General features: G+C 60.5%; 22 protein-coding genes. 17 read left to right on the forward strand and 5 right to left on the reverse strand.

Annotated features, from left to right (window positions below):
- Positions 1-1,167 (reverse strand): iron-containing alcohol dehydrogenase, encoded by a 1,167-nt coding sequence (locus tag NHH73_01740; GenBank protein USX27048.1) that lies wholly within the window; start codon positions 1,165-1,167, stop codon positions 1-3.
- A gap of 122 nt (positions 1,168-1,289) precedes the next feature.
- On the opposite strand from NHH73_01740, the gene NHH73_01745 reads away from it, so the two are divergent.
- The 14 genes from NHH73_01745 (at position 1,290) to NHH73_01810 (ending at position 13,958) form a co-directional block, all read left to right on the forward strand.
- On the forward strand, positions 1,290-2,054 hold the full coding sequence (locus NHH73_01745; protein USX27049.1) for a TSUP family transporter: 765 nt from the start codon (positions 1,290-1,292) through the stop codon (positions 2,052-2,054).
- 165 nt (positions 2,055-2,219) lie between these two features.
- Positions 2,220-4,163, forward strand: coding sequence for a tRNA uridine-5-carboxymethylaminomethyl(34) synthesis enzyme MnmG (gene mnmG, locus NHH73_01750; protein ID USX27050.1), 1,944 nt, complete (start codon positions 2,220-2,222; stop codon positions 4,161-4,163).
- The gene (rsmG, locus tag NHH73_01755; protein ID USX27051.1) at positions 4,160-4,810 is read left to right on the forward strand and encodes a 16S rRNA (guanine(527)-N(7))-methyltransferase RsmG; all 651 of its coding nucleotides are present in this window, start codon (positions 4,160-4,162) and stop codon (positions 4,808-4,810) included. Before mnmG ends, rsmG begins: the two co-directional genes overlap by 4 nt.
- A 142-nt stretch (positions 4,811-4,952) precedes the next feature.
- Positions 4,953-5,723, forward strand: a complete 771-nt coding sequence (locus tag NHH73_01760) for an AAA family ATPase (GenBank protein ID USX27052.1) — start codon at positions 4,953-4,955, stop codon at positions 5,721-5,723.
- An 18-nt stretch (positions 5,724-5,741) separates the two neighbouring features.
- Entirely contained in the window at positions 5,742-6,629 is an 888-nt protein-coding gene (locus tag NHH73_01765; protein ID USX27053.1) for a ParB/RepB/Spo0J family partition protein, read from the forward strand.
- 270 nt (positions 6,630-6,899) lie between these two features.
- Complete coding sequence (locus NHH73_01770) at positions 6,900-7,265, forward strand: ATP synthase subunit I (protein ID USX27054.1); 366 nt, start codon at positions 6,900-6,902, stop codon at positions 7,263-7,265.
- 20 nt (positions 7,266-7,285) lie between these two features.
- Positions 7,286-8,092 carry a F0F1 ATP synthase subunit A gene (gene atpB, locus NHH73_01775; protein USX27055.1) on the forward strand — a complete coding sequence of 269 codons (807 nt, stop codon included), beginning with the start codon at positions 7,286-7,288 and terminating at the stop codon, positions 8,090-8,092.
- Between the two features lie 63 nt (positions 8,093-8,155).
- Entirely contained in the window at positions 8,156-8,434 is a 279-nt protein-coding gene (atpE, locus tag NHH73_01780; GenBank protein ID USX27056.1) for a F0F1 ATP synthase subunit C, read from the forward strand.
- Between the two features lie 42 nt (positions 8,435-8,476).
- On the forward strand, positions 8,477-8,947 hold the full coding sequence (locus tag NHH73_01785) for a F0F1 ATP synthase subunit B (GenBank protein ID USX27057.1): 471 nt from the start codon (positions 8,477-8,479) through the stop codon (positions 8,945-8,947).
- 2 nt (positions 8,948-8,949) lie between these two features.
- Positions 8,950-9,495, forward strand: coding sequence for a F0F1 ATP synthase subunit delta (locus NHH73_01790; GenBank protein ID USX27058.1), 546 nt, complete (start codon positions 8,950-8,952; stop codon positions 9,493-9,495).
- 76 nt (positions 9,496-9,571) lie between these two features.
- The gene (gene atpA, locus NHH73_01795) at positions 9,572-11,113 is read left to right on the forward strand and encodes a F0F1 ATP synthase subunit alpha (protein USX27059.1); all 1,542 of its coding nucleotides are present in this window, start codon (positions 9,572-9,574) and stop codon (positions 11,111-11,113) included.
- Between the two features lie 62 nt (positions 11,114-11,175).
- Complete coding sequence (gene atpG, locus NHH73_01800; GenBank protein USX27060.1) at positions 11,176-12,051, forward strand: F0F1 ATP synthase subunit gamma; 876 nt, start codon at positions 11,176-11,178, stop codon at positions 12,049-12,051.
- Positions 12,052-12,080: 29 nt separating this feature from the next.
- Positions 12,081-13,481: a F0F1 ATP synthase subunit beta gene (gene atpD, locus NHH73_01805; protein ID USX27061.1), complete on the forward strand. Its 1,401-nt coding sequence runs from the start codon at positions 12,081-12,083 to the stop codon at positions 13,479-13,481.
- 54 nt (positions 13,482-13,535) lie between these two features.
- The gene (locus NHH73_01810; GenBank protein ID USX27062.1) at positions 13,536-13,958 is read left to right on the forward strand and encodes a F0F1 ATP synthase subunit epsilon; all 423 of its coding nucleotides are present in this window, start codon (positions 13,536-13,538) and stop codon (positions 13,956-13,958) included.
- 61 nt (positions 13,959-14,019) lie between these two features.
- Here NHH73_01810 and NHH73_01815 read toward each other — a convergent pair whose 3' ends face one another.
- On the reverse strand, positions 14,020-14,358 hold the full coding sequence (locus NHH73_01815) for a helix-turn-helix domain-containing protein (protein ID USX27063.1): 339 nt from the start codon (positions 14,356-14,358) through the stop codon (positions 14,020-14,022).
- 154 nt (positions 14,359-14,512) lie between these two features.
- Between NHH73_01815 and NHH73_01820 the strand changes: the two genes are divergently transcribed.
- Both NHH73_01820 and NHH73_01825 read left to right on the forward strand, forming a co-directional pair.
- Entirely contained in the window at positions 14,513-15,376 is an 864-nt protein-coding gene (locus NHH73_01820; protein USX27064.1) for an alpha/beta fold hydrolase, read from the forward strand.
- A complete protein-coding gene (locus tag NHH73_01825) occupies positions 15,373-15,822 on the forward strand; it encodes a MarR family winged helix-turn-helix transcriptional regulator (GenBank protein ID USX27065.1) in 450 nt (149 codons plus the stop codon). The genes NHH73_01820 and NHH73_01825 overlap by 4 nt, the downstream gene beginning before the upstream one ends.
- Positions 15,823-15,852: 30 nt before the next feature.
- Here NHH73_01825 and NHH73_01830 read toward each other — a convergent pair whose 3' ends face one another.
- From NHH73_01830 to NHH73_01840, 3 genes are all read right to left on the reverse strand, one after another.
- The gene (locus NHH73_01830) at positions 15,853-16,983 is read right to left on the reverse strand and encodes a sensor histidine kinase (protein ID USX27066.1); all 1,131 of its coding nucleotides are present in this window, start codon (positions 16,981-16,983) and stop codon (positions 15,853-15,855) included.
- 171 nt (positions 16,984-17,154) lie between these two features.
- Positions 17,155-18,192 (reverse strand): ribosome small subunit-dependent GTPase A, encoded by a 1,038-nt coding sequence (gene rsgA / locus NHH73_01835; GenBank protein USX27067.1) that lies wholly within the window; start codon positions 18,190-18,192, stop codon positions 17,155-17,157.
- 282 nt (positions 18,193-18,474) lie between these two features.
- Positions 18,475-19,296 carry a helix-turn-helix domain-containing protein gene (locus NHH73_01840; GenBank protein ID USX27068.1) on the reverse strand — a complete coding sequence of 274 codons (822 nt, stop codon included), beginning with the start codon at positions 19,294-19,296 and terminating at the stop codon, positions 18,475-18,477.
- Between the two features lie 81 nt (positions 19,297-19,377).
- On the opposite strand from NHH73_01840, the gene NHH73_01845 reads away from it, so the two are divergent.
- Positions 19,378-20,004, forward strand: a complete 627-nt coding sequence (locus NHH73_01845) for a glutathione S-transferase family protein (GenBank protein ID USX27069.1) — start codon at positions 19,378-19,380, stop codon at positions 20,002-20,004.
- The last annotated feature ends 135 nt before the right edge of the window (positions 20,005-20,139 follow it).

The raw sequence follows: 20,139 nt of genomic DNA on the forward strand, positions 1-20,139 counted from the left end.
TCACAACGCTGCCGCGTAAATCGCCCTCGCGTCGTCGCGCGTGACGGTGCGGGGGTTGTTCCCCAGAAGACGGGTCTGGAGCATGGCGTCATCCGCCAATTGATCCAGATCCGTTTCTTTTATGCCGACCTGCTGCAAGGTCCGCTCTATCCCCGTGATGGTCGCTATTTGTTGCATGGCAACAACCAGGGCTTCCGCGCGCGCCTCGACACCGCCGCTTGCTTCCGGCACGACGATCTCCGCCAACTCCGCATACAGGCCGGCCGCCGCCGGCAGGTTGAAGCGCAGCACGTGCGGTAGCACCAGCGAATTCGACAAGCCATGTGGCACGTGGAACGTGCCGCCGATCGGGTAGGCGAGGGCATGCACCGCCGCCACCGGGGCATTGGAGAAGGCCTGTCCCGCCAGCATCGCGCCGAGCAGCATGGCCTGACGCGCGGCCAGGTTGCGGCCGTTCTCGCACGCGGGGATCAGGTTGGCCGACAGCAGACCCAGCGCCTTGCGCGCCAGGATGTCGGACAGCGGATTCTTTTTTTGGCGGCTGGTGTAGGCCTCGATCGCGTGGACCATGGCGTCGATGCCTGTCGCGGCTGTGACCTGCGGCGGCAAGCCGAGGGTCAGCTCGGCGTCCAGCAACGCCATGTCCGCGTACAGCTGTGGCGCGACCACGCCCATCTTGGTGGTCGCGCCGGTCGTGACGATGGCGATGTTGGTGACCTCGGAACCGGTGCCTGCGGTGGTGGGGATTTGCACCAGCGGCAGCCGATTGCCCTTGACGTTGCCGATTCCGTAGATGGCGCCGATCTGCTGCTCGCTGCTGGCCAGTACGGCGATCAGTTTGGCGACGTCCATCGAGCTGCCACCTCCCAGGCCGATGACGATGTCGCTACGGTGTTGGCGTGCTGCGGCCACCGCTTCCAGCACGATCTGCTCCGGCGGATCGGCGACGACGTTGGAGTAGATGCTGACGTCGATGCCGGCGGTTCGCATGCTGGCGGCCGGTGCGTCGACCAATCCCGTCTTGAGGAAGCCGGGATCGGTGACGAGCAGGGCGCGTCGGACGTTCGGGAAGCGTTGGGCGATGTGCTCGCCCAGTCTGTTTGCGGCGCCCAGTTCGGAGACGATGTGGGCGACGGTGCTGAAGGTGAATGATGGGAAATCGTTCATGGCTGTGGTCCGTGATGTCGTGGATTTCACGTGAAAGCTTACAGGAAGGCGGAAGGGGAGCGTCAGGTGCCCTGCTAATTTCTTCCGTACAATATGGCTTTTGCCAGTCGGGGTAGCGGGTCATGGTCGAGTATGCAGTGTTGGGTGTGGCGGCGTTCAGCGCCGGTTTGGTGGATGCGGTGGTCGGGGGCGGGGGACTGATACAGCTGCCGGCGATGTTTTCGATATTTCCCAACATGGCGCCGGCCACGATCATCGGTACCAACAAGCTGGCCAGCATTGCCGGCACCAGCGTCGCGGCGGTCAGCTACGCGCGCCGTGTCGCCATCGCCTGGACGGTCGCCGCCCCGGCCGCTTTCGCCGCGTTGATCTTCTCCTTCTTCGGCGCCTACACCGTCACCAAGGTTTCGCCCGACTTTTTCCGGACTGTCCTGCCGATCGTGCTGGTCGCTGTGGCCATCTACACCTTCGCCAAAAAGGACTTCGGCAGCGTACACGCCCCACTTCACACCGGTCGAAAGGAGCAGACGCTGGCGCTGCTCATCGGTTCGGGCATCGGCTTCTACGACGGCTTCTTCGGGCCCGGCACGGGCAGCTTCCTGGTGTTCCTGTTCGTGCGGATATTCGGCTTCGACTTCTTGGGCGCGTCGGCCGTAGCCAAGGTTGTCAACGTTGCCTGCAACCTGTCGGCGCTGGTCTGGTTCGGCTACAGCGGCCACCTGATTTGGCAGCTCGGCGCCATGATGGCTGTCTGCCAGATCGCCGGCTCGATCATCGGCACGGCACTGGCGATGAAACATGGCAGTGGCTTTGTACGCAAATTGTTCCTGGTTGTAGTGTCCATATTGATCGTCAAGACGGGATATGACGCCTGGATCCGTTGGTAGATTGTTTCACGTGGAACCAAAAAGGGACGCTTCGGCGTCCTTTTTCCATTGTTTCACGTGGAACAATGAAGCCGACAACACTAAAATATTTTGCCTAAAAAAGTCGCAGCTCGCAAAAGACTTTATAATCGATGCTTAATCCCTTCGCATTTACCCAATTCCATCATGTTATTTCCAACTAATTTCGACGTCATCGTCGTCGGCGGTGGTCACGCCGGTACCGAGGCGGCCCTTGCTTCCGCCCGCATGGGGCAGAAGACTTTGCTCTTGACGCACAACATCGAGACCCTGGGCCAGATGTCGTGCAACCCTTCCATCGGCGGTATCGGCAAAGGCCATCTGGTCAAAGAGGTCGATGCCATGGGCGGCGCGATGGCGATCGCCACCGATGAATCGGGCATCCAGTTCCGCATCCTGAACTCGTCCAAAGGCCCTGCGGTACGCGCCACGCGCGCCCAGGCCGACCGCATTTTGTACAAGGCCGCGATCCGTTCGCGTCTGGAAAACCAACCCAACCTGTGGCTGTTCCAGCAGGCCGTCGACGACCTGATGGTGGAGGGCGACCGTGTCGTCGGTGCCGTCACCCAGATTGGCCTGAAATTCCTGGCGCCGGCCGTCGTGCTGACCGCCGGAACCTTCCTCGACGGGAAGATCCATGTGGGCCTTCAGAACTACTCAGCGGGCCGTGCAGGCGATCCGCCGGCGATCTCGCTGTCTGCCCGCCTGAAGGAATTAAAGCTGCCACAGGGCCGTTTAAAGACCGGCACGCCGCCTCGCATCGACGGCCGCAGCATCGACTTTTCGCTGATGACCGAGCAGCCTGGCGACCTCGATCCGGTGCCGGTGTTCTCGGTGATGGGCAACGCCGCCATGCATCCCGCGCAAATGCCGTGCTGGGTTACGCACACTAACAACAAAACCCACGACATTATCCGTGCCGGTTTGGACCGCAGCCCGATGTACACCGGCGTGATCGAAGGCGTCGGCCCGCGTTATTGCCCGTCGATCGAAGACAAGATCCACCGTTTTTCGGCCAAGGAATCGCACCAGATTTTCCTGGAACCGGAGGGCCTGACGACCAACGAATTCTATCCAAACGGCATCTCGACCAGCCTGCCGTTCGACGTGCAGATCGAGCTGGTACGGTCGATGAAGGGCATGGAAAACGCCCACATCCTGCGTCCGGGCTACGCCATCGAATACGATTATTTCGACCCGCGCGGCCTCAAGGCATCGCTGGAAACCAAGGCCGTCAGCGGCCTGTACTTTGCCGGCCAGATCAACGGCACCACCGGTTACGAGGAAGCGGCGGCGCAAGGCATGCTGGCCGGCCTCAACGCTGCGCTGCAAACCCAAGGCAAGGAAGCCTGGACGCCGGCCCGTTCCGAGGCCTATCTGGGCGTGCTGGTCGACGATCTGGTCACGCAAGGCGTGCTGGAACCGTACCGCATGTTCACCAGCCGCGCCGAGTATCGCCTGAGCCTGCGCGAGGATAACGCCGACATGCGCCTGACCGAAATCGGCCGCAAACTGGGCTGCGTCGGTGACGCGCAGTGGGAAGCGTTCGAGAAAAAACGCGAAGCGGTGGCGCTGGAACTGGAGCGTCTGCGTTCCACGTGGGTGAATCCACGCATCCTGGAAGCGGCTGAATCGGAGCGCGTTATCGGCCAGCCGATCGAGCGCGAGTACTCGCTGGCGGACCTGTTGCGCCGTCCCGGCGTCGAGTACGAGAAGCTGATGAGCCTGTCCGGCATCGACGGCAAGGATCTCGCCGGACCCGGCGTGAGCGACGAAGCGGTGCGCGAACAGGTCGAAATCCAGCTCAAATATTCGGGCTATATCGACCGCCAGACCAAGGAAGTGGAGCGCCACGAGCACTACGAAAACCTGAAATTGCCGGAAGGTTTCAGCTATCTGGACATCACCGCGCTGTCGGTGGAAGTGCGCCAGAAGCTGCATGCGCAGCGTCCCGAGACCCTGGGCCAGGCGTCGCGTATCTCCGGCGTGACGCCGGCGGCGATCTCGCTGCTGCTGGTGCACCTGAAAAAGGCCGGTTTCGGCGGCTTCCTGAATGACAAAAATGCGCAGAAAGACGAGGCAGTTCAATGAAGGTGTTTGACCGTGTAGTTGTCGCGGATGTTTTAAAACAAGGCATCAAGGATCTGAATCTGGACCTGGCCGACGATCAGGTAGAGAAGCTGCTGGACTATCTGGCGCTGCTGAACAAGTGGAATTCGGTCTACAACCTGACGTCGGTGCGCGATCCGATGCAGATGGTGACCTTGCATTTGCTCGATTCGCTGGCCGCCGTACCGGCGTTCGCAGGCGCGAAAAATGTGCTGGACGTGGGCGCGGGCGGTGGCTTGCCGGGCATGGTGCTGGCCATCAGCCGTCCCGACATGATGGTGTCGATGATCGATACGGTGCACAAGAAGACCGCGTTTTTGAACCAGGTGAAGGCGGAGCTGGGCCTGTCCAACGTGACGGTGTACACCAAGCGCGTGGAGCAGCTGGAAGTGAAGACCAAGTTCGATGTCATCACCTCGCGGGCCTTTGCAGACCTGTCGGACTTCGTCAACTGGTCGGGCCATTTGCTGGAAGAGGGCGGACGATTCATCGCCCTGAAAGGCACCGCTCCAGAAGACGAACGGGAGCGGCTTCCGGAGCCATGGAAAGTACAGAAACTGGAGCCTTTGACGGTGCCTGGACTGGAGGCGGAACGCCATCTTGTGTTCATCGAGGCAGAAACCGTATAAACGGTTTATACCGTATAAATTGTTTATACCTTATAAACAGTATAAATCGTTTATATCGTATATATCGTATAAACAGTATAAATAAATAATTTGAAAACGAGACCTCGTCGTCCGAAACCAAAAAGAGATCGATAAGAACTACATGGCAAAAATTTTCTGCGTAGCGAATCAAAAAGGTGGAGTTGGTAAAACAACAACAACCGTCAACCTGGCCGCCGGCCTGGCAAAACTGAACCAGCGCGTGCTGCTGGTGGACCTGGACCCGCAGGGCAACGCCACGATGGGCGCGGGCATCAACAAGGCGGGCCTGCCCGCGTCGACCTATGAGGTCATGCTGGGCGAGTCCGACGTCGCCACCGCGCGCCAGCGTTCGGAGCCGGGCAAGTTCGACGTGCTGCCGTCCAACCGCGAGCTGGCCGGCGCGGAAGTGGAGATGGTCTCGCTGGACAACCGCGAGCGCCGTCTGAAGGATGCGCTGGCCGCCGTCGACAAGGAGTACGACTTCATCCTGATCGACTGCCCGCCGGCGTTGTCGATGCTGACCCTGAACGGCCTGTGCGCCGCGCACGGCGTCATCATCCCGATGCAGTGCGAGTACTACGCGCTGGAAGGCTTGTCCGACCTGGTCAACACCATCAAGAAGGTGCACGCCAACCTGAATCCCGATCTGAAGATCATCGGCCTGCTGCGCGTGATGTTCGATCCGCGCATGACGCTATCGCAGCAGGTGTCGGCACAGCTCGAGCAGCACTTCGGCGACAAGGTCTTCAAAACCATCATCCCGCGCAACGTGCGTCTGGCCGAAGCGCCGTCGTATGGCCTGCCTGGCGTCACGTTCGATCCATCCTCCAAGGGTGCGCAGGCGTATATCGCCTTTGGCGCCGAGATGGTCGCGCGCATTAAAAAAATGTAACGTAGAGATTCCCACATCATGGCAACCAAAAAACTCAAGGGCCTCGGTCGCGGCCTCGAAGCGCTGCTCGGCGGCGACGGCGATCTGACCACCGCGGACGCCAACACCCCGTCCCAACTGAACGTGACGCAGATGCAGGCCGGTAAATATCAACCGCGTACCCGCATGGACGAGGGCGGCCTGCAGGAGCTGGCCGCGTCGATCAAGAGCCAGGGCATCATGCAGCCGATCCTGGTGCGCCCGGTCGGCACCAATAAACTGACCGGCGAGATCACCTACGAGATCATCGCCGGCGAACGCCGTTTCCGCGCCGCGCAAATCGCCGGCCTGGAAGTGCTCCCCGTTTTGGTGCGCGACGTGGACGACCAGGCCGCCGCCGCGATGGCGCTGATCGAGAACATGCAGCGCGAGGATTTGAATCCGCTGGAAGAGGCGCAGGGCATCCATCGCCTGATCACCGATTTCAGTTTCACGCACGAGCAGGCGGCCAGCGCCGTCGGCCGTTCGCGCAGCGCGGTGTCGAACCTGTTGCGCCTGATGAATCTGGCGTCGGCGGTGCAAACCATGCTGATGGCCGGCGATATCGACATGGGCCATGCCCGCGCGCTGCTGGCGGTCGACGCGGCCACGCAGATCAATCTTGCCAATATGGTCATCGCCAAACGGCTGTCGGTGCGCGAGACCGAAAAATTAGTGACCAAGACCTTGGAAGAACAGAAGGCGTCTCCAACTGAGGCGCGGCAGAAGGAAAAGTCCGGCGACATCGTCCGGCTGGAGGAAGAGCTGTCCGACAAGCTGGCCACGCCGGTGGTGTTCAAGATGGGGACGAAGGGACGCGGCCAGATGATCATCGATTTTGCCGACCTTGACATTTTGGATGGCGTGCTAGCGAGATTGCGCGCCTGACGAAGACCCGTCGCGGAACCACGTAGGGTGGATTAGCGAAGCGTAATCCGCCTAGCGCCGCCCGCGCCCAGGATTTTTGCCGCGAACTCAACAAAACGCCAAACATACAACTGGTTCCAAAGTGGTGCAAAGCGTTTGGAAATGTTTATAAAAGCGTCTCATTCGCGCACAAAATGCTCTGCTGCGGTGCAGCAATGTTTGACGTGATACAGTAAAGACACATATAATCACGCGTCTTTGGGTTTTATCGGCTTTTTTTGGAGCTCGGCAGTGAGTAAATCAACGAGTCATTCCAAGCCGATGTTTAAAGTCGTCGCCCTCCAGTTGGCTATCGTCACTGGATTCGCCTTGCTCGCCTGGAACTGGGGTGGAGTACTCAAAGCTTGGTCGGCCGCCTATGGCGGAGCAATCGCAGTCATCGGGAGTCTGATGTACGCGATGATTGTTGCGGGCGGAACAAATGACCCCAAAAAAGTTTTCCGGTCGCATGTATGGGCTGAAGTAACGAAGATATTTATCACGGTAGTGCTGTTTATTGTGGCACTGGCGCTGTTTCAGTCGGCCTCTTGGTTATGGCTGATCTTGGGTTTCGCGGTGGCAACCTTGGCATACTGGTTCTCACTGCTAGCAATTTAATCACCAAAATCTAAACTTTTATGACCACAGAAAACGCTGCAGGGGCGCATACACAAGCTGCGCCGACCTCAATCGAGTATATCCAGCATCACCTGACCCACCTGAAAAGTGCCGATGGCATGTACAACCTGGACACGTTCTGGGTTTCGGCCATTCTGGGACTGATTTTCCTGGGCGTGTTTTACATGGCGTCGCGTAAAGCGACCGCCGGCGTGCCGGGCAAGCTGCAAAACTTCGTCGAAGCCGTCATGGAGCTGGTCAACGAAGTGGTCAATTCGGCCTTCCACGCCAAGAGCAAGGTCATCGCCCCGCTGGCGATCACCATTTTCTGCTGGGTTTGGCTGATGAACGCCATGGACTTCCTGCCGGTCGACCTGCTGCCTAAGCTGCTGGGCTACGCTGGCGTCCACTACCTGCGCGTCGTGCCTACCGCCGACGTCAACCACACTTTCGGCATGTCGTTCGGCGTCATGCTGTGCATTATTGGTTTCTCGATCAAAGCCAAGGGTTTGGGCGGCTGGGGTAAAGAGTTGCTGACCGCCCCGTTCCATGCGCATGGCTTCATGGCCATCGTGCTGGCGCCGGTCAACTTCATCTTCCAGATGATCGAGTTGCTGGCCAAGCCACTGTCGCTGTCGCTGCGACTCTTCGGCAATATGTACGCCGGCGAGCTGCTGTTCATTCTGATCGCTCTGCTGCCATGGTGGGCGCAGTGGCTGCTGGGTGGTCCTTGGGTTATCTTCCACATCCTGGTGGTGACCCTGCAAGCGTTTGTGTTTATGGCGTTGACGGTTGTCTATCTGAGCCTTGCGGTTGAGAAGCACTAACAACAAATCGTTTTATCTTTTTTAGTATCTGTAGTCTTTTTTAAAATCTTAGGAGAAATTTCAATGCAAGCTCTGATCGCACAAGTACAAAGCATGACCGTTCTGGCCGCAGCAATCATCATCGGTCTGGCCGCTATCGGCACCGCACTCGGTTTCGCAATTCTGGGCGGCAAATTCCTGGAAGCGTCGGCCCGTCAACCAGAACTGATGCCACAACTGCAAACCAAGCTGTTCGTTATCGCTGGTCTGCTGGATGCGATCTCGATGATCGGCGTCGGCGTTGCCCTGCTGTACACCTTCAGCAACCCGTTCCTGGCTGCCGTTATCTCCGCTGCTCAGTAATCCGCTCCACCCTAGGAGAAACTTTTAGTTAGGAGCAAAGGTATGGACATCAATATGTCTCTCATCGGCCAGATGATCACCTTCGCGGTGTTGGTCTGGGTATCGATGAAGTTCGTATTTCCATCGCTGAACGCAGCGTTGGATGAGCGTGCCAAGCGTATCGCTGATGGTCTGGCTGCGGCCGACCAGGGCCAGGCTGCGATGGTTGTCGCTGAAAAGCGCGCCGCCGAAGCACTGACCAGTGCACGCGAAGAAGCTTCGCAACGTGTTGCCGACGCCGAAAAGCGCGCGCAACTGGTGGCTGAAGAAATCAAAGCGAATGCACAAGCCGAAGCCGACCGCATCATTGCGCAAGCCAAGGCAGACGCCGATCAGCAACTGGCCAAGGCGCGCGACACGCTGCGCGCTCAGGTGGCTGACCTGGCTGTGAAGGGCGCCGAGCAAATCTTGAAGCGCGAAGTCAACGCCTCGGCTCACGCCGATCTGTTGTCGCGCCTGTCTGTCGAGCTGTAATCATGGCAGAAAACGCAACCGTCGCCCGTCCCTACGCGGAAGCTTTGTTCCGCGTAGCCCAAGCAGGTAAGGAATCGTTCAACCTCGCGGCGTGGTCCGAACTGGTGGCCGAACTGGCCCAGATCGGCGCCCACCCCGAGGTGCAAGCATTCGCCCGCAACCCGAAGACCTCGGCAAGCGACGTGAGCGCCGCCATTACGGCCCTGGTGAAGTCGCCTTTGACCCCGGAAGCGAAAAACTTCCTGGCGATGCTGGTCGACAACGGCCGTATCAGTCTGCTGCCGGAAATCGGCGCGCAATTCCAAGCGTTGAAAAACGCCACGGAAGGCGCCGCGGACGCCGAGATCACCAGCGCCTTCGAGCTGAACGCCGCTCAAGTCGCCGAACTGATCGCGACACTGGAAAAGAAATTCAGCCGCAAGCTGAACCCGGTCGTGACCGTGGATCCGGCGTTGATCGGTGGCGTGCGCGTGGTGGTTGGCGATGAAGTGCTGGACACTTCGGTCCGCGCCAAGCTGTCGCAGATGCGTATGGCACTGGCCGCCTAAGGCGCAAGCCGGCGGACCCGCTTAGAACAGATTCTTCCCCTCGCGCAAGCTGAGAGAAACACTTTTAGGAGTTAGTATGCAACTCAACCCATCTGAAATCAGCGAGCTGATCAAGAGCCGTATCCAAGGCCTTGATGGCGGCGCTGAAGTACGCAACCAAGGCACGGTTATTTCCGTCGCCGACGGTATCGTCCGCATCCACGGCCTGTCGGAAGTGATGCAGGGCGAAATGCTGGAATTCCCAGGTAACACCTTCGGTCTGGCGATGAACCTGGAGCGTGACTCCGTGGGCGCCGTGATTCTGGGTGCTTACGAGCACATCTCCGAAGGCGACACGGTCAAGTGCACCGGCCGCATTCTGGAAGTGCCGGTCGGTCCTGAACTGCGCGGCCGTGTGGTCAACGCGCTGGGCCAGCCGATCGACGGCAAGGGCGCCATCGAAGCCAAGCTGACTTCGCCCATCGAAAAGATCGCACCGGGCGTTATCGCCCGTGAGTCCGTGTCGCAGCCGATGCAGACCGGTCTGAAATCGATCGACGCGATGGTACCGATTGGCCGTGGCCAGCGCGAGCTGATCATTGGCGACCGTCAAACCGGGAAATCGGCCGTGGCCGTTGATGCGATCATCAACCAAAAAGGCCAGGGCGTGACGTGTATCTACGTCGCCATCGGTCAAAAAGCCTCGACCATCAAAAACATCGTTCGCTCGCTGGAAACGCACGGCGCGCTCGAGTACACCATCGTGGTCGCAGCGACCGCGTCGGAATCGGCAGCGATGCAATACATCTCGGCCTACTCGGGCTGCACGATGGGCGAATACTTCCGCGACCGCGGCGAAGACGCACTGATCGTCTACGATGACTTGTCGAAGCAAGCTGTCGCTTATCGTCAAATTTCGCTGCTGCTGCGCCGCCCACCAGGCCGCGAAGCGTACCCAGGCGACGTGTTCTACCTGCACTCGCGTCTGCTGGAACGCGCAGCCCGCGTGAACGCCGACTACGTGTCCGCCTTCACCAACGGCGCCGTCACCGGCAAGACCGGTTCGCTGACCGCATTGCCGATCATCGAAACCCAGGCTGGCGACGTTTCGGCGTTCGTGCCAACCAACGTGATTTCGATCACCGACGGTCAGATCTTCCTGGAAACTTCGCTGTTCAACTCGGGTATCCGCCCTGCGATTAACGCCGGTATTTCGGTGTCGCGCGTCGGTGGCGCCGCTCAGACCAAGGTCATCAAAAACCTGTCCGGCGGTATCCGTACCGACTTGGCGCAGTACCGTGAGCTGGCCGCGTTCGCGCAGTTCGCCTCGGACCTGGACGAATCGACCCGCAAACAGCTGGACCGTGGCGCGCGCGTCACCGAACTGCTGAAGCAAGCCCAGTACTCGCCACTGTCGATCTCGCTGATGGCCGCTTCGCTGTTCGCAGTGAACAAGGGCTACCTGGATGACGTGCCAGTCAAGAAGGTGCTGTCGTTCGAAGCCGGTCTGCACGCCTACCTGAAGACTAAGCAAGCTGATCTGCTGTCGAAGATTGAATCGTCGAAGCAACTGGACAAAGACGGCGAAGCAACGCTGTCGGCCGCTGTTGCCGACTTCAAGAAATCCGGCGCATTTTAAGCGGCACGGGCGGCACGGGATCAAACCCGGTGCCGCCTTCAGCGCAGAAGGAGTAAGGACTCATGGCAGCAGGCAAAGAGATACGAGGCAAGATCAAGAGCGTAGAGAATACGAAGAAGATCACCAAGGCGATGGAAATGGTTGCCGCATCGAAAATGCGCAAAGCGCAGGACCGTATGCGCGCCGCCCGTCCCTACAGTGAGAAGATTCGCAATATCGCCGCTAATCTGGCTACCGCTAATCCGGAATACACGCACCCGTTCCTGGCAACAGAGCAACAGGACACGGCCAAGAAGGTTGGTTTCATCATCGTCACCACGGACAAAGGTCTGTGCGGCGGTATGAACACCAACATCTTGCGCATGGTGACGTCGAAAACCCGTGAGCTGGAAACAGCCGGCAACAAAATTGCCGCGGTGGCCATCGGTAACAAAGGGTTGGGCTTTTTGAATCGCGTAGGCGTTCCTGTCGTTGCGCAAGTAACGCAGATCGGCGATACGCCGCACCTGGAAAAACTGATCGGACCGGTCAAGGTCATGCTCGAGAAATTCCAGAACGGCGAGGTCGACGCAGTCTACCTGTGCTACACCAAGTTTATCAACACGATGAAGCAAGAGCCGGTGGTGGAGCAGTTGCTGCCATTGCCAGCCGCTAAGATGCAAGCCGACGCGGGTAATCACAACTGGGATTACATCTACGAGCCGGACGCAGCAAGCGTGATCGATGAACTTCTGGAGCGCTATATTGAAGCGCTGGTGTACCAGTCGGTGGCGGAAAACCTGGCGTCCGAGCAATCGGCGCGTATGGTGGCGATGAAGTCGGCAAGCGACAACGCCGGCAGTGTGATCGGCGAATTGAAGCTGATCTACAACAAGACCCGCCAAGCTGCGATTACCAAAGAACTCTCCGAAATCGTCGCCGGTGCGGCTGCGGTTTAAACGAATTAAACTATATAGAAGGAACGAACATGGCTGATGGCAAAATCGTTCAGTGTATCGGCGCTGTGGTGGACGTTGAGTTTCCCCGCAACGCGATGCCTAAGGTATTCGATGCCTTGAAAATGGAAGGCTCCGAGCTGACCCTGGAAGTACAACAACAGCTGGGCGACGGCGTGGTCCGTACCATTGCTCTGGGTTCGTCCGACGGCCTGCGCCGCGGCATGATGATCCAGAACACCGGCAAGCCAATCATGGTGCCAGTGGGCAAAGCGACCCTGGGTCGCATCATGGACGTGCTGGGCAACCCGATCGACGAATGCGGTCCGGTCGCTCACGACCAGATCGCCTCGATCCACCGCACGCCTCCTGCATACGACGAACTGTCGCCGTCGCAGGACCTGCTGGAAACCGGTATTAAAGTTATTGACCTGGTCTGCCCGTTCGCCAAAGGCGGTAAGGTCGGTCTGTTCGGTGGCGCCGGCGTCGGCAAGACCGTGAACATGATGGAACTGATCAACAACATCGCTAAAGCGCACTCGGGTCTGTCCGTGTTCGCCGGTGTGGGTGAGCGTACCCGCGAAGGTAACGACTTCTACCACGAGATGGCCGATGCCAAAGTGGTCGATCTGGAAAATCCAGAGAACTCCAAAGTGGCGATGGTTTACGGTCAGATGAACGAACCACCAGGCAACCGTCTGCGCGTCGCGCTGACCGGCCTGACCATGGCCGAAGCGTTCCGTGATGAAGGCAAGGACGTTCTGTTCTTCGTCGACAACATCTACCGCTTCACGCTGGCCGGTACCGAAGTATCCGCACTGCTGGGCCGTATGCCATCGGCGGTGGGTTACCAGCCTACGCTGGCCGAAGAGATGGGCCGTCTGCAAGAGCGCATCACCTCGACCAAGACCGGTTCGATCACCTCGATCCAGGCCGTGTACGTTCCAGCGGATGACTTGACCGACCCGTCGCCAGCGACCACCTTCGGTCACCTGGATTCGACCGTCGTTCTGTCGCGTGACATCGCCTCGCTGGGTATCTACCCTGCGGTCGATCCACTGGACTCGACCTCGCGCCAGCTGGACCCGCTGGTCGTCGGTCAAGAGCACTACGACACCGCGCGCGCTGTTCAGGGCACCCTGCAGCGCTACAAGGAACTGCGTGACATTATCGCGATTCTGGGTATGGACGAACTGGCGCCGGAAGACAAACTGCTGGTCGCCCGCGCCCGTAAGATGCAGCGTTTCCTGTCGCAGCCGTTCCACGTTGCTGAAGTGTTTACCGGCGCGCCTGGTAAATACGTCTCGCTGAAGGACACGATCAAGGGCTTCAAAATGATCGCTTCGGGCGAGCTCGATCACCTGCCGGAACAAGCGTTCTACATGGTCGGCACGATCGAAGAAGCAATCGAAAAAGCCAAGAAACTCAACTAATCGTTGAGCGCGGTCCCGCCCCGGCGGGACCGCAGCTAACCCGACAGGACACACATGGCAAATACTATTCACGTTGACGTGGTTTCCGCCGAGGAGTTGATCTACTCCGGCGAAGCCGAATTCGTCGCGTTGCCGGGCGAACAGGGCGAGCTGGGGATCTATCCCAAGCACACGCCGCTGATCACCCGCATCCGTCCGGGCGCGGTCCGCATCCAGGTACCAGGTCAAGCTGAGGAAGAATTTGTCTTCGTCGCCGGCGGCCTGCTGGAAGTGCAGCCGGGCGCCGTGACGGTGCTGGCTGACACCGCGATCCGCGGCAAGGATCTGGACGAGGCCAAAGCGACGGCCTCCAAGAAACGTGCCGAGGAAGCGCTGGCGAACAACACCTCCGGTATCGACTACGCGAAAGCGCAAGCCGAACTGGCGGCAGCGATCGGCCAGCTGGCGGCGATCGCCAAACTGCGCGCCAAGCACTAAGCAACGCAAACCATCGGCTGCACAGCAGCACAGCAAAAAAGGCAGCCTCGGCTGCCTTTTTTTATGGCACTAGTGTTTCTTGAGTCCGGTTCGCTACGGCGACCAATGCTTCGGGATGGTTGAGGGCGATGGCGATCAGGGTGCGTACGGCGCCGTCCGGTTGTTGACGCTCTTGTTCCAGCTCCGTGAGCTCACCTGGGGTGATTCCCAACAAAGCTGAGAATTGTTCCCGTGTGAGACCGGTATTTTCACGGGCCGCAATCAGCGGTGAGTACACGACCCGTCCCAGACCCGCCTTCATTTCCTTGCCCGCCTGTAGCAGCTCGGCGCCCAAGTTACGGGTCGCTTCGAAGACTTCCAACTCTTCGTCGCTGAGAGGCAATTTTCTATTCGTAGACACGGCGAATTTCCTTAAGTATCGCGGCTATCTTGAAGAAGTATAGTCGTTTTAGGGCGGTATCAAAGATCCACCATCTTTTGCGCGTGATGCATGTGCTTGCGGCAGCATGGCTTGGATGCTATATTCGTTAACACGTTAACTATCTCCAGCCATCGTGGACAGCGAAAATATCATCATTAACGTGCCTGATGCGGGCACCATCTCCGGAACCCACTGGCCGGCTGACAATCCACGCGCACTGGTGCTGCTGCATCCGGCTACCGGCGTGCCGCAGGGCTACTACCAAAGTTTTGCCCGCTATCTGGCTAACCTGGGAATGAGCGTGCTGACCTACGACTATCGCGGCATCGGACGTTCGCGTCCGGCCTCCTTGCGCGGTTATGACGTCAGCATGTCGGACTGGATCGATCACGACGTCCCGGCCGTCACGACGTGGGCGCAGGGGCGGTTTCCGCAGTTGCCTCTGCTGGCCATCGGCCACAGCATCGGTGGCCACGCGATCGCCTTGTCGCCGTCGAGCGGGGCGCTGCGCGCGGCTGTGATGGTGGCGTCTCATGCAGGTGCCTCGCACACCATCAAGGGCTGGGCCGAGCGGCAACGCGTGCGTTTCATCATGCGCGTGCTCGCGCCAATACTGGTCGCCTTGACAGGGTACATGCCCAACAAGCGACTGGGCTTCGGCGAAGACCTGCCCGGGACCGCGATGACGCAATGGCGCCGATGGACCACCTTGCCGCGTTACTTTTTCGACGATCCGGCGATGGCGGCCGAATCGCGCATGGCGCAATTGCGCATACCGCTGCTGGTGGTAAGCTTTGAGGACGACCCATGGGCCAACGCCCGCGCCGTCCAGATGCTGATATCTCCGCTGAAAAACGCGCAAATGGAGCGCTGGCACCTCGATCCGCGCGTAGCAGGCATGCCGCCGGTCGGGCATATGGGCTTCTTCAAAAAACGCTTCGAGCAAGAGTTGTGGGGCAAGGTGGCGAATTGGCTACTGGCGGCGGTGCCCAAATGAGCGCGCCGTCGAAGCCGCCCCGGCTGGTCTTCCTGCTGAACCGCGCCCAGCGCGCGATCCAGAAGTGGATCGAAGGCAGCCCCGATTCCTGGGAGGGCATTTCCTCGGCGCAGGTGGGGCTATTGTTTCTGCTGACGTCGAAGGATGAGGCTTCGGTCGGCGAAATCGCCGAGGCCTTGCGGGTGGCGCCGGCGGCGGTCACCAACCTGTCCAAGCGTATGCAGGGCGCCGGCCTGATCGAGCGCGTCGCAGACGCCGCCGATGGCCGCCTGACGCGTTTGCGGTTGACCTCTGCCGGAAAAGCCGCGAGTACGCAGTCGAGTATGGTCTTACAAGGCCTGAACGGTCAATTGACGAGCGGATTCTCGCAGGAGGAATTGGTCATCGTCGCGCGCTGGCTGGATCACGCCGCGAAATTGTCCGGGGACGACGTGCCGGGGGTTTGAGGACTCAGGCCGCCGGTGCAGCGAGCCTTATCAGCGATCACGGGGAAAGCGCACGGTGAACACCGTGCCGTCGGTCTCGTTCGACGTCACGCTGATCGTGCCGCCGTGCGCGGCGGTGATTTCCTGCGCGATGAACAAGCCCAGACCCAGGCTGGTCTTGGGACGCGCATCGGGGCCGCCGGCCGGCTCGAGCTGCACCAGCGGCTGAAAGATCGTTTGCAGCGACTCGGCCGGGATCACCGGTCCGATGTTGGCCACCTTCAACGTAATGGCGTCGGCGTCGCCGTGCGCGGACAACCTCACCGGCGTGCCCTTGTCGCTATGCTGCGCGGCGTTGATCAACAGGTTGGTGACCAGCTGCAGCAAACGAATATCGTCGAACTCGCCTTGCAGGTCGCCGTCCGCATGGAAGACGATATCGGCGTTCGGGAACATGGCTTGCGCATCGGCCACGGCCGTCTTGCAGACCTCGGCGGTTTGCAGCGGCGTGCGCGTGGTCGGCATGCCGGCGGCCATCTGCAGCCGGGCGAATCCCAGCAAGTCCTTCACCATCGCGCTCATCAACATGGCGCTGCGCTTGGTGCGCTCGGCCAAGGTGGCGATTTGTTCCGGCGAGGCGTCCTGCCGTGCGAGCAGCTCGCCCACCAGTGAAATGGTGGCCAGCGGCGCCCGCAGGTCGTGGCCCAGCACGGCCAGGAACAAGTCCCGCGTGCGGTCGGCCCGCTCCGAATAGGTGACGATGGATTCGGCCAGCGCCTGGTCGATCGCCTCGTTGAAGCGCACCATGTCGTTGATGGTCTGGTCCGACATCTGCGTCACCCGCGGCAACCACAGCCGCAAAACGGTCGCCCGCAACGCCCGGAATTCGGAACTGAGCTGAAGCAGCGAGAAGTTGCTGGCGTGGCGCAGCCGTCCGTGGATGGCGGCCGCACTTTCCTCGGGGCCCAGATCGATGTCCTCGCCCTGGGATTTGTCGTACTGCTGCTGATCGCTCTGATGCGTGTCTATATCGAGCGCGATTGCGGTCAGGATCTGCTGGGCATGGTCGGTGAGCGCCAGCTTGGTCATCTCGCCCTCGGGTGGCGCGGTCTTCTCCGCGAAGGCGGTCCATTCGGCGAGGATCTCCGTCATGTTGGTGCGTATAAAGGCGGAGATGCTCATATCACGATTGCTTTCCAGGGTGGCGCGAGGCGCGTCGTGCAATGCAGCGCCTCGAAATTTGGACGCGGCATGGCCGCGTGGCTGTGATTAACTTTCAGTGTAACTGAATCCAGGCACCCGGTCTGTCCGCATCGGCGGCGCGCCGCGCTGGGCAGGCGCACCGCCGCGTGCTCAACCGCGCCGGGCTTTCGATCTGGCCTGGGCGGCGCGTTGCATGACTTTCCACTTGGCGACATCGGCGATGCGATCGAGCGGCGTCTGCTGGCCGCGCCGCGCCTCGCGCAACAGCTTGTGATAGTTGCGCAGCCGGTCGGCGTCGATCACGCCCTGCACGGCGCAGCCCGGTTCTCCGTTGTGCCGGCAGTCGCGGAACTGGCAATGGGCCGCCAAAGCGTCGATATCCTCGAACGCCGCCGCCAGGCCGGCTTCATCGGTATCGGGTTGCCAGCTGCGCAGCCCGGGCGTGTCGATGATGCAGGCGCCGCCGGCGCACCGGTGCAGCGAGCGCGACGTGGTCGTATGGCGGCCACGTCCGTCGCCCTTGCGCACGCCGCCGGTCGATTGGCCTGCCTGTGCGAGCGTGTTGGTCAACGTGGATTTGCCGGCGCCGGAGGTGCCCAGCATCACCAGCGTCTGTCCCTCACCCAGCCACGGTGCCAGCTGCCGTGCGGCATCGTCGCTGGTGCCGTCGATGGCCAGCAGCGGAATGCCTGTCGGCAGTCGCTGGCGCAATTGCTCCACGCGTTGCGCCACGTCGTCGCCGATGTCGGCCTTGCTCAGCACCACCACCGGCTGCACGCCGGCGGTCTGTACGATCGCCAGGTAGCGTTCCAGCCGGCGCGGATTGAAGTCGTGGTCGAGTCCCATCACCAGCAGCGCCGTGTCGACGTTGCTGACCAGGCGATGATGGCGGCCATCGTTGCCGCGCCGGCCGATGTGGGTGGTGGGCGGCACCAGCGCGCTCAGCCAGCGCTCGTCATGGTCGCGCACCGTGCTGAGCACCCAGTCGCCGACGGCCAGGTGTTCGTCGTGCAGCGCCGGCAGCGCGCGGGCGCGAAATTCCTCCTCTCCGTCATGGACGGTGATCCGGTCGCGCTGGATCTCGGTGATACGCGCAAGGTGCGTGTCGTCGGGATATTGGTGAAGTTGGGCCGCGATGGTTTGCGTCAAGCCGATGCGGCGCAGTAAGGCGAAGTCGATCTCTATCATTGTGTGTGTTTTCCGGTAAGCGAGCAGAATCCTTCGCGCGGGCGCGACAGGAACGGATACGGGAAGTCAGCTGCGCGTTGCCGCGCGGATCAACACATTGACAGGGAAGTCCGGGGAATCAGGCAGCCGACAGGAGGGCAATATCAACGGTGCGCATGAAGTTTCTCCTGTGGCTTGATAGCGGGACTTGATTTTCTCATAACTCCGGGGTCAGGTCCACCATTGCTACACGAGCTCTTGTGTCGTGGGCGTCGCCACGTGGTTTAGAGCATTTTTGCGGTCTCAGGCCGTTGGTGCCTTGCAACTACGGCGGTAGTCGGCTGGCGGTTTGCCGACCAGCTTTTCAAAGTCCGTCGTGAAGTGCGCCTGGTCATAGTAGCCCAGCGACTGCGCCAAGGTGGCGAGGTCGACGTCGGTGCCGTTGGCCAACTGGTCGGCCGCGTCGAGCAGGCGGTTGCGGCGGATGACCCACTTCGGACTGGCCCCGACATATTCCTTGAACAGCAGTTGCAGCCGGCGCACACTGATTCCCAGCTGATCGGCAAGTTGCTGTACCTGCGTGATGTCGGGATGATCTTTGATCGTCTGCAATATCGCGCCGATGCGGTCGATTTGCGGATCGTGAGGCGGCAGGGCGCCGCGCAGGATGGCGCTGGCGGCGGCCACCATGCCCGCATCGTCGGGCGCGTCGAGCACTTTGCGTTCTGCCTCGGCGTCATCGCAGCGGAACACCGACGACAGCGGCAGTTCCTGGTCGGTGATGGATTGCACCGGCCGCCCAAGAAAACCGCGAAACGCCCCCGGCCGGAACCGTGTGCCCAGCACGCGGCCGCTATCGCGCAGCGTGTATTCGAACGCGCCCGTCATCACGCCGAACACGCCGCTCCGGCCCCTGTCAAACACCACATGGATGCACGGCGAGGGCAGGGTGCGCTGTACGTGGACCACGCCTAGCGGCAACTGCCAGGCGACCAGCCAAAAGTACTCGACAAACGGCGCCAGGTCCGGCTCGGGCAGGTAGCGCTCAAGCCGAAAGACCTTGCCCACCGCCGCCGGATGCACCACACCTTTGTAGTGACCATCGGCCATCAGCTTATTGGTCATGATCGGGTTCGCGTTTTTACAAGACCGCCATGATAGCAGCGGCTATCGTGGCATTTTCCTCACCACCGACAGGAGACGTCCATGGCATCGCAAATCACTTTATATCACTGCCCGCATTCCCGCTCCACCGGCGTCATCACATTGCTGGAGGAACTCAAGGCGCCATACCAATTACATGTCATGAACATGAAGAAGGGCGAGAACCGCGAGGCCGCCTATCTTTCGATCAATCCGATGGGCAAGGTGCCGGCCATCCGCCACGGCGACGCCATCGTCACTGAACAGGTGGCGATCTACCCGTATCTGGCGGACCTGTTCCCCGAGGCGAAGCTGGCGCCGCCGATCGGCGATCCACAGCGCGGCCCGTATCTGCGCTGGATGGCGTTCTACGGCAGCTGCTTCGAGCCGGCGCTGGTCGACCGCTGGCTCAAGCGCGAAGTCGAGGACAAGGCGACCACCGGTTACGGCAATTTCGACGACGTCTTCACCACGCTGGTCGGCCAGTTGTCCAAGGGGCCTTATATGCTGGGCGAGCAGTTCACCGCGCTCGATGTGCTGTGGGGCGGGGCGCTGGGATGGATGACCGCCTTCGACCTGCTGCCCACGCGTCAGGAAATCACCGACTACGTCGCCCGCGTGCAGGGCCGGCCTGCCGCCGTCGAGGTGCAGCGCCGGGATGACGAAATGGCCGCCGCGCAAGCAGCCTGACGAAGACCTGCCACCCCGGAATTGGCATTGGTACAACACCGTTGCTAATTTCCAATTTATTTTTCATTTTGAACCGTTTACCAGTGGTTCCCGTCGCGCTTTGAGGTATTGTTACTTCAGTTATGCGAGTAGGCA

The organism is Oxalobacteraceae bacterium OTU3CINTB1, from assembly GCA_024123955.1.
Classification (GTDB): domain Bacteria; phylum Pseudomonadota; class Gammaproteobacteria; order Burkholderiales; family Burkholderiaceae_D; genus Rugamonas.

Excerpts from the sequence above, each read along its gene's own strand:
- NHH73_01740 (USX27048.1), bottom strand. The coding sequence starts at position 1,167 with ATGAACGATTTCCCATCATTCACCTTCAGCACCGTCGCCCACATCGTC.
- NHH73_01745 (USX27049.1), top strand. The coding sequence starts at position 1,290 with ATGGTCGAGTATGCAGTGTTGGGTGTGGCGGCGTTCAGCGCCGGTTTG.
- mnmG (USX27050.1), top strand. The coding sequence starts at position 2,220 with ATGTTATTTCCAACTAATTTCGACGTCATCGTCGTCGGCGGTGGTCAC.
- rsmG (USX27051.1), top strand. The coding sequence starts at position 4,160 with ATGAAGGTGTTTGACCGTGTAGTTGTCGCGGATGTTTTAAAACAAGGC.
- NHH73_01760 (USX27052.1), top strand. The coding sequence starts at position 4,953 with ATGGCAAAAATTTTCTGCGTAGCGAATCAAAAAGGTGGAGTTGGTAAA.
- NHH73_01765 (USX27053.1), top strand. The coding sequence starts at position 5,742 with ATGGCAACCAAAAAACTCAAGGGCCTCGGTCGCGGCCTCGAAGCGCTG.
- atpB (USX27055.1), top strand. The coding sequence starts at position 7,286 with ATGACCACAGAAAACGCTGCAGGGGCGCATACACAAGCTGCGCCGACC.
- atpE (USX27056.1), top strand. The coding sequence starts at position 8,156 with ATGCAAGCTCTGATCGCACAAGTACAAAGCATGACCGTTCTGGCCGCA.
- NHH73_01785 (USX27057.1), top strand. The coding sequence starts at position 8,477 with ATGGACATCAATATGTCTCTCATCGGCCAGATGATCACCTTCGCGGTG.
- NHH73_01790 (USX27058.1), top strand. The coding sequence starts at position 8,950 with ATGGCAGAAAACGCAACCGTCGCCCGTCCCTACGCGGAAGCTTTGTTC.
- atpA (USX27059.1), top strand. The coding sequence starts at position 9,572 with ATGCAACTCAACCCATCTGAAATCAGCGAGCTGATCAAGAGCCGTATC.
- atpG (USX27060.1), top strand. The coding sequence starts at position 11,176 with ATGGCAGCAGGCAAAGAGATACGAGGCAAGATCAAGAGCGTAGAGAAT.
- atpD (USX27061.1), top strand. The coding sequence starts at position 12,081 with ATGGCTGATGGCAAAATCGTTCAGTGTATCGGCGCTGTGGTGGACGTT.
- NHH73_01810 (USX27062.1), top strand. The coding sequence starts at position 13,536 with ATGGCAAATACTATTCACGTTGACGTGGTTTCCGCCGAGGAGTTGATC.
- NHH73_01825 (USX27065.1), top strand. The coding sequence starts at position 15,373 with ATGAGCGCGCCGTCGAAGCCGCCCCGGCTGGTCTTCCTGCTGAACCGC.
- NHH73_01830 (USX27066.1), bottom strand. The coding sequence starts at position 16,983 with ATGAGCATCTCCGCCTTTATACGCACCAACATGACGGAGATCCTCGCC.
- rsgA (USX27067.1), bottom strand. The coding sequence starts at position 18,192 with ATGATAGAGATCGACTTCGCCTTACTGCGCCGCATCGGCTTGACGCAA.
- NHH73_01840 (USX27068.1), bottom strand. The coding sequence starts at position 19,296 with ATGACCAATAAGCTGATGGCCGATGGTCACTACAAAGGTGTGGTGCAT.
- NHH73_01845 (USX27069.1), top strand. The coding sequence starts at position 19,378 with ATGGCATCGCAAATCACTTTATATCACTGCCCGCATTCCCGCTCCACC.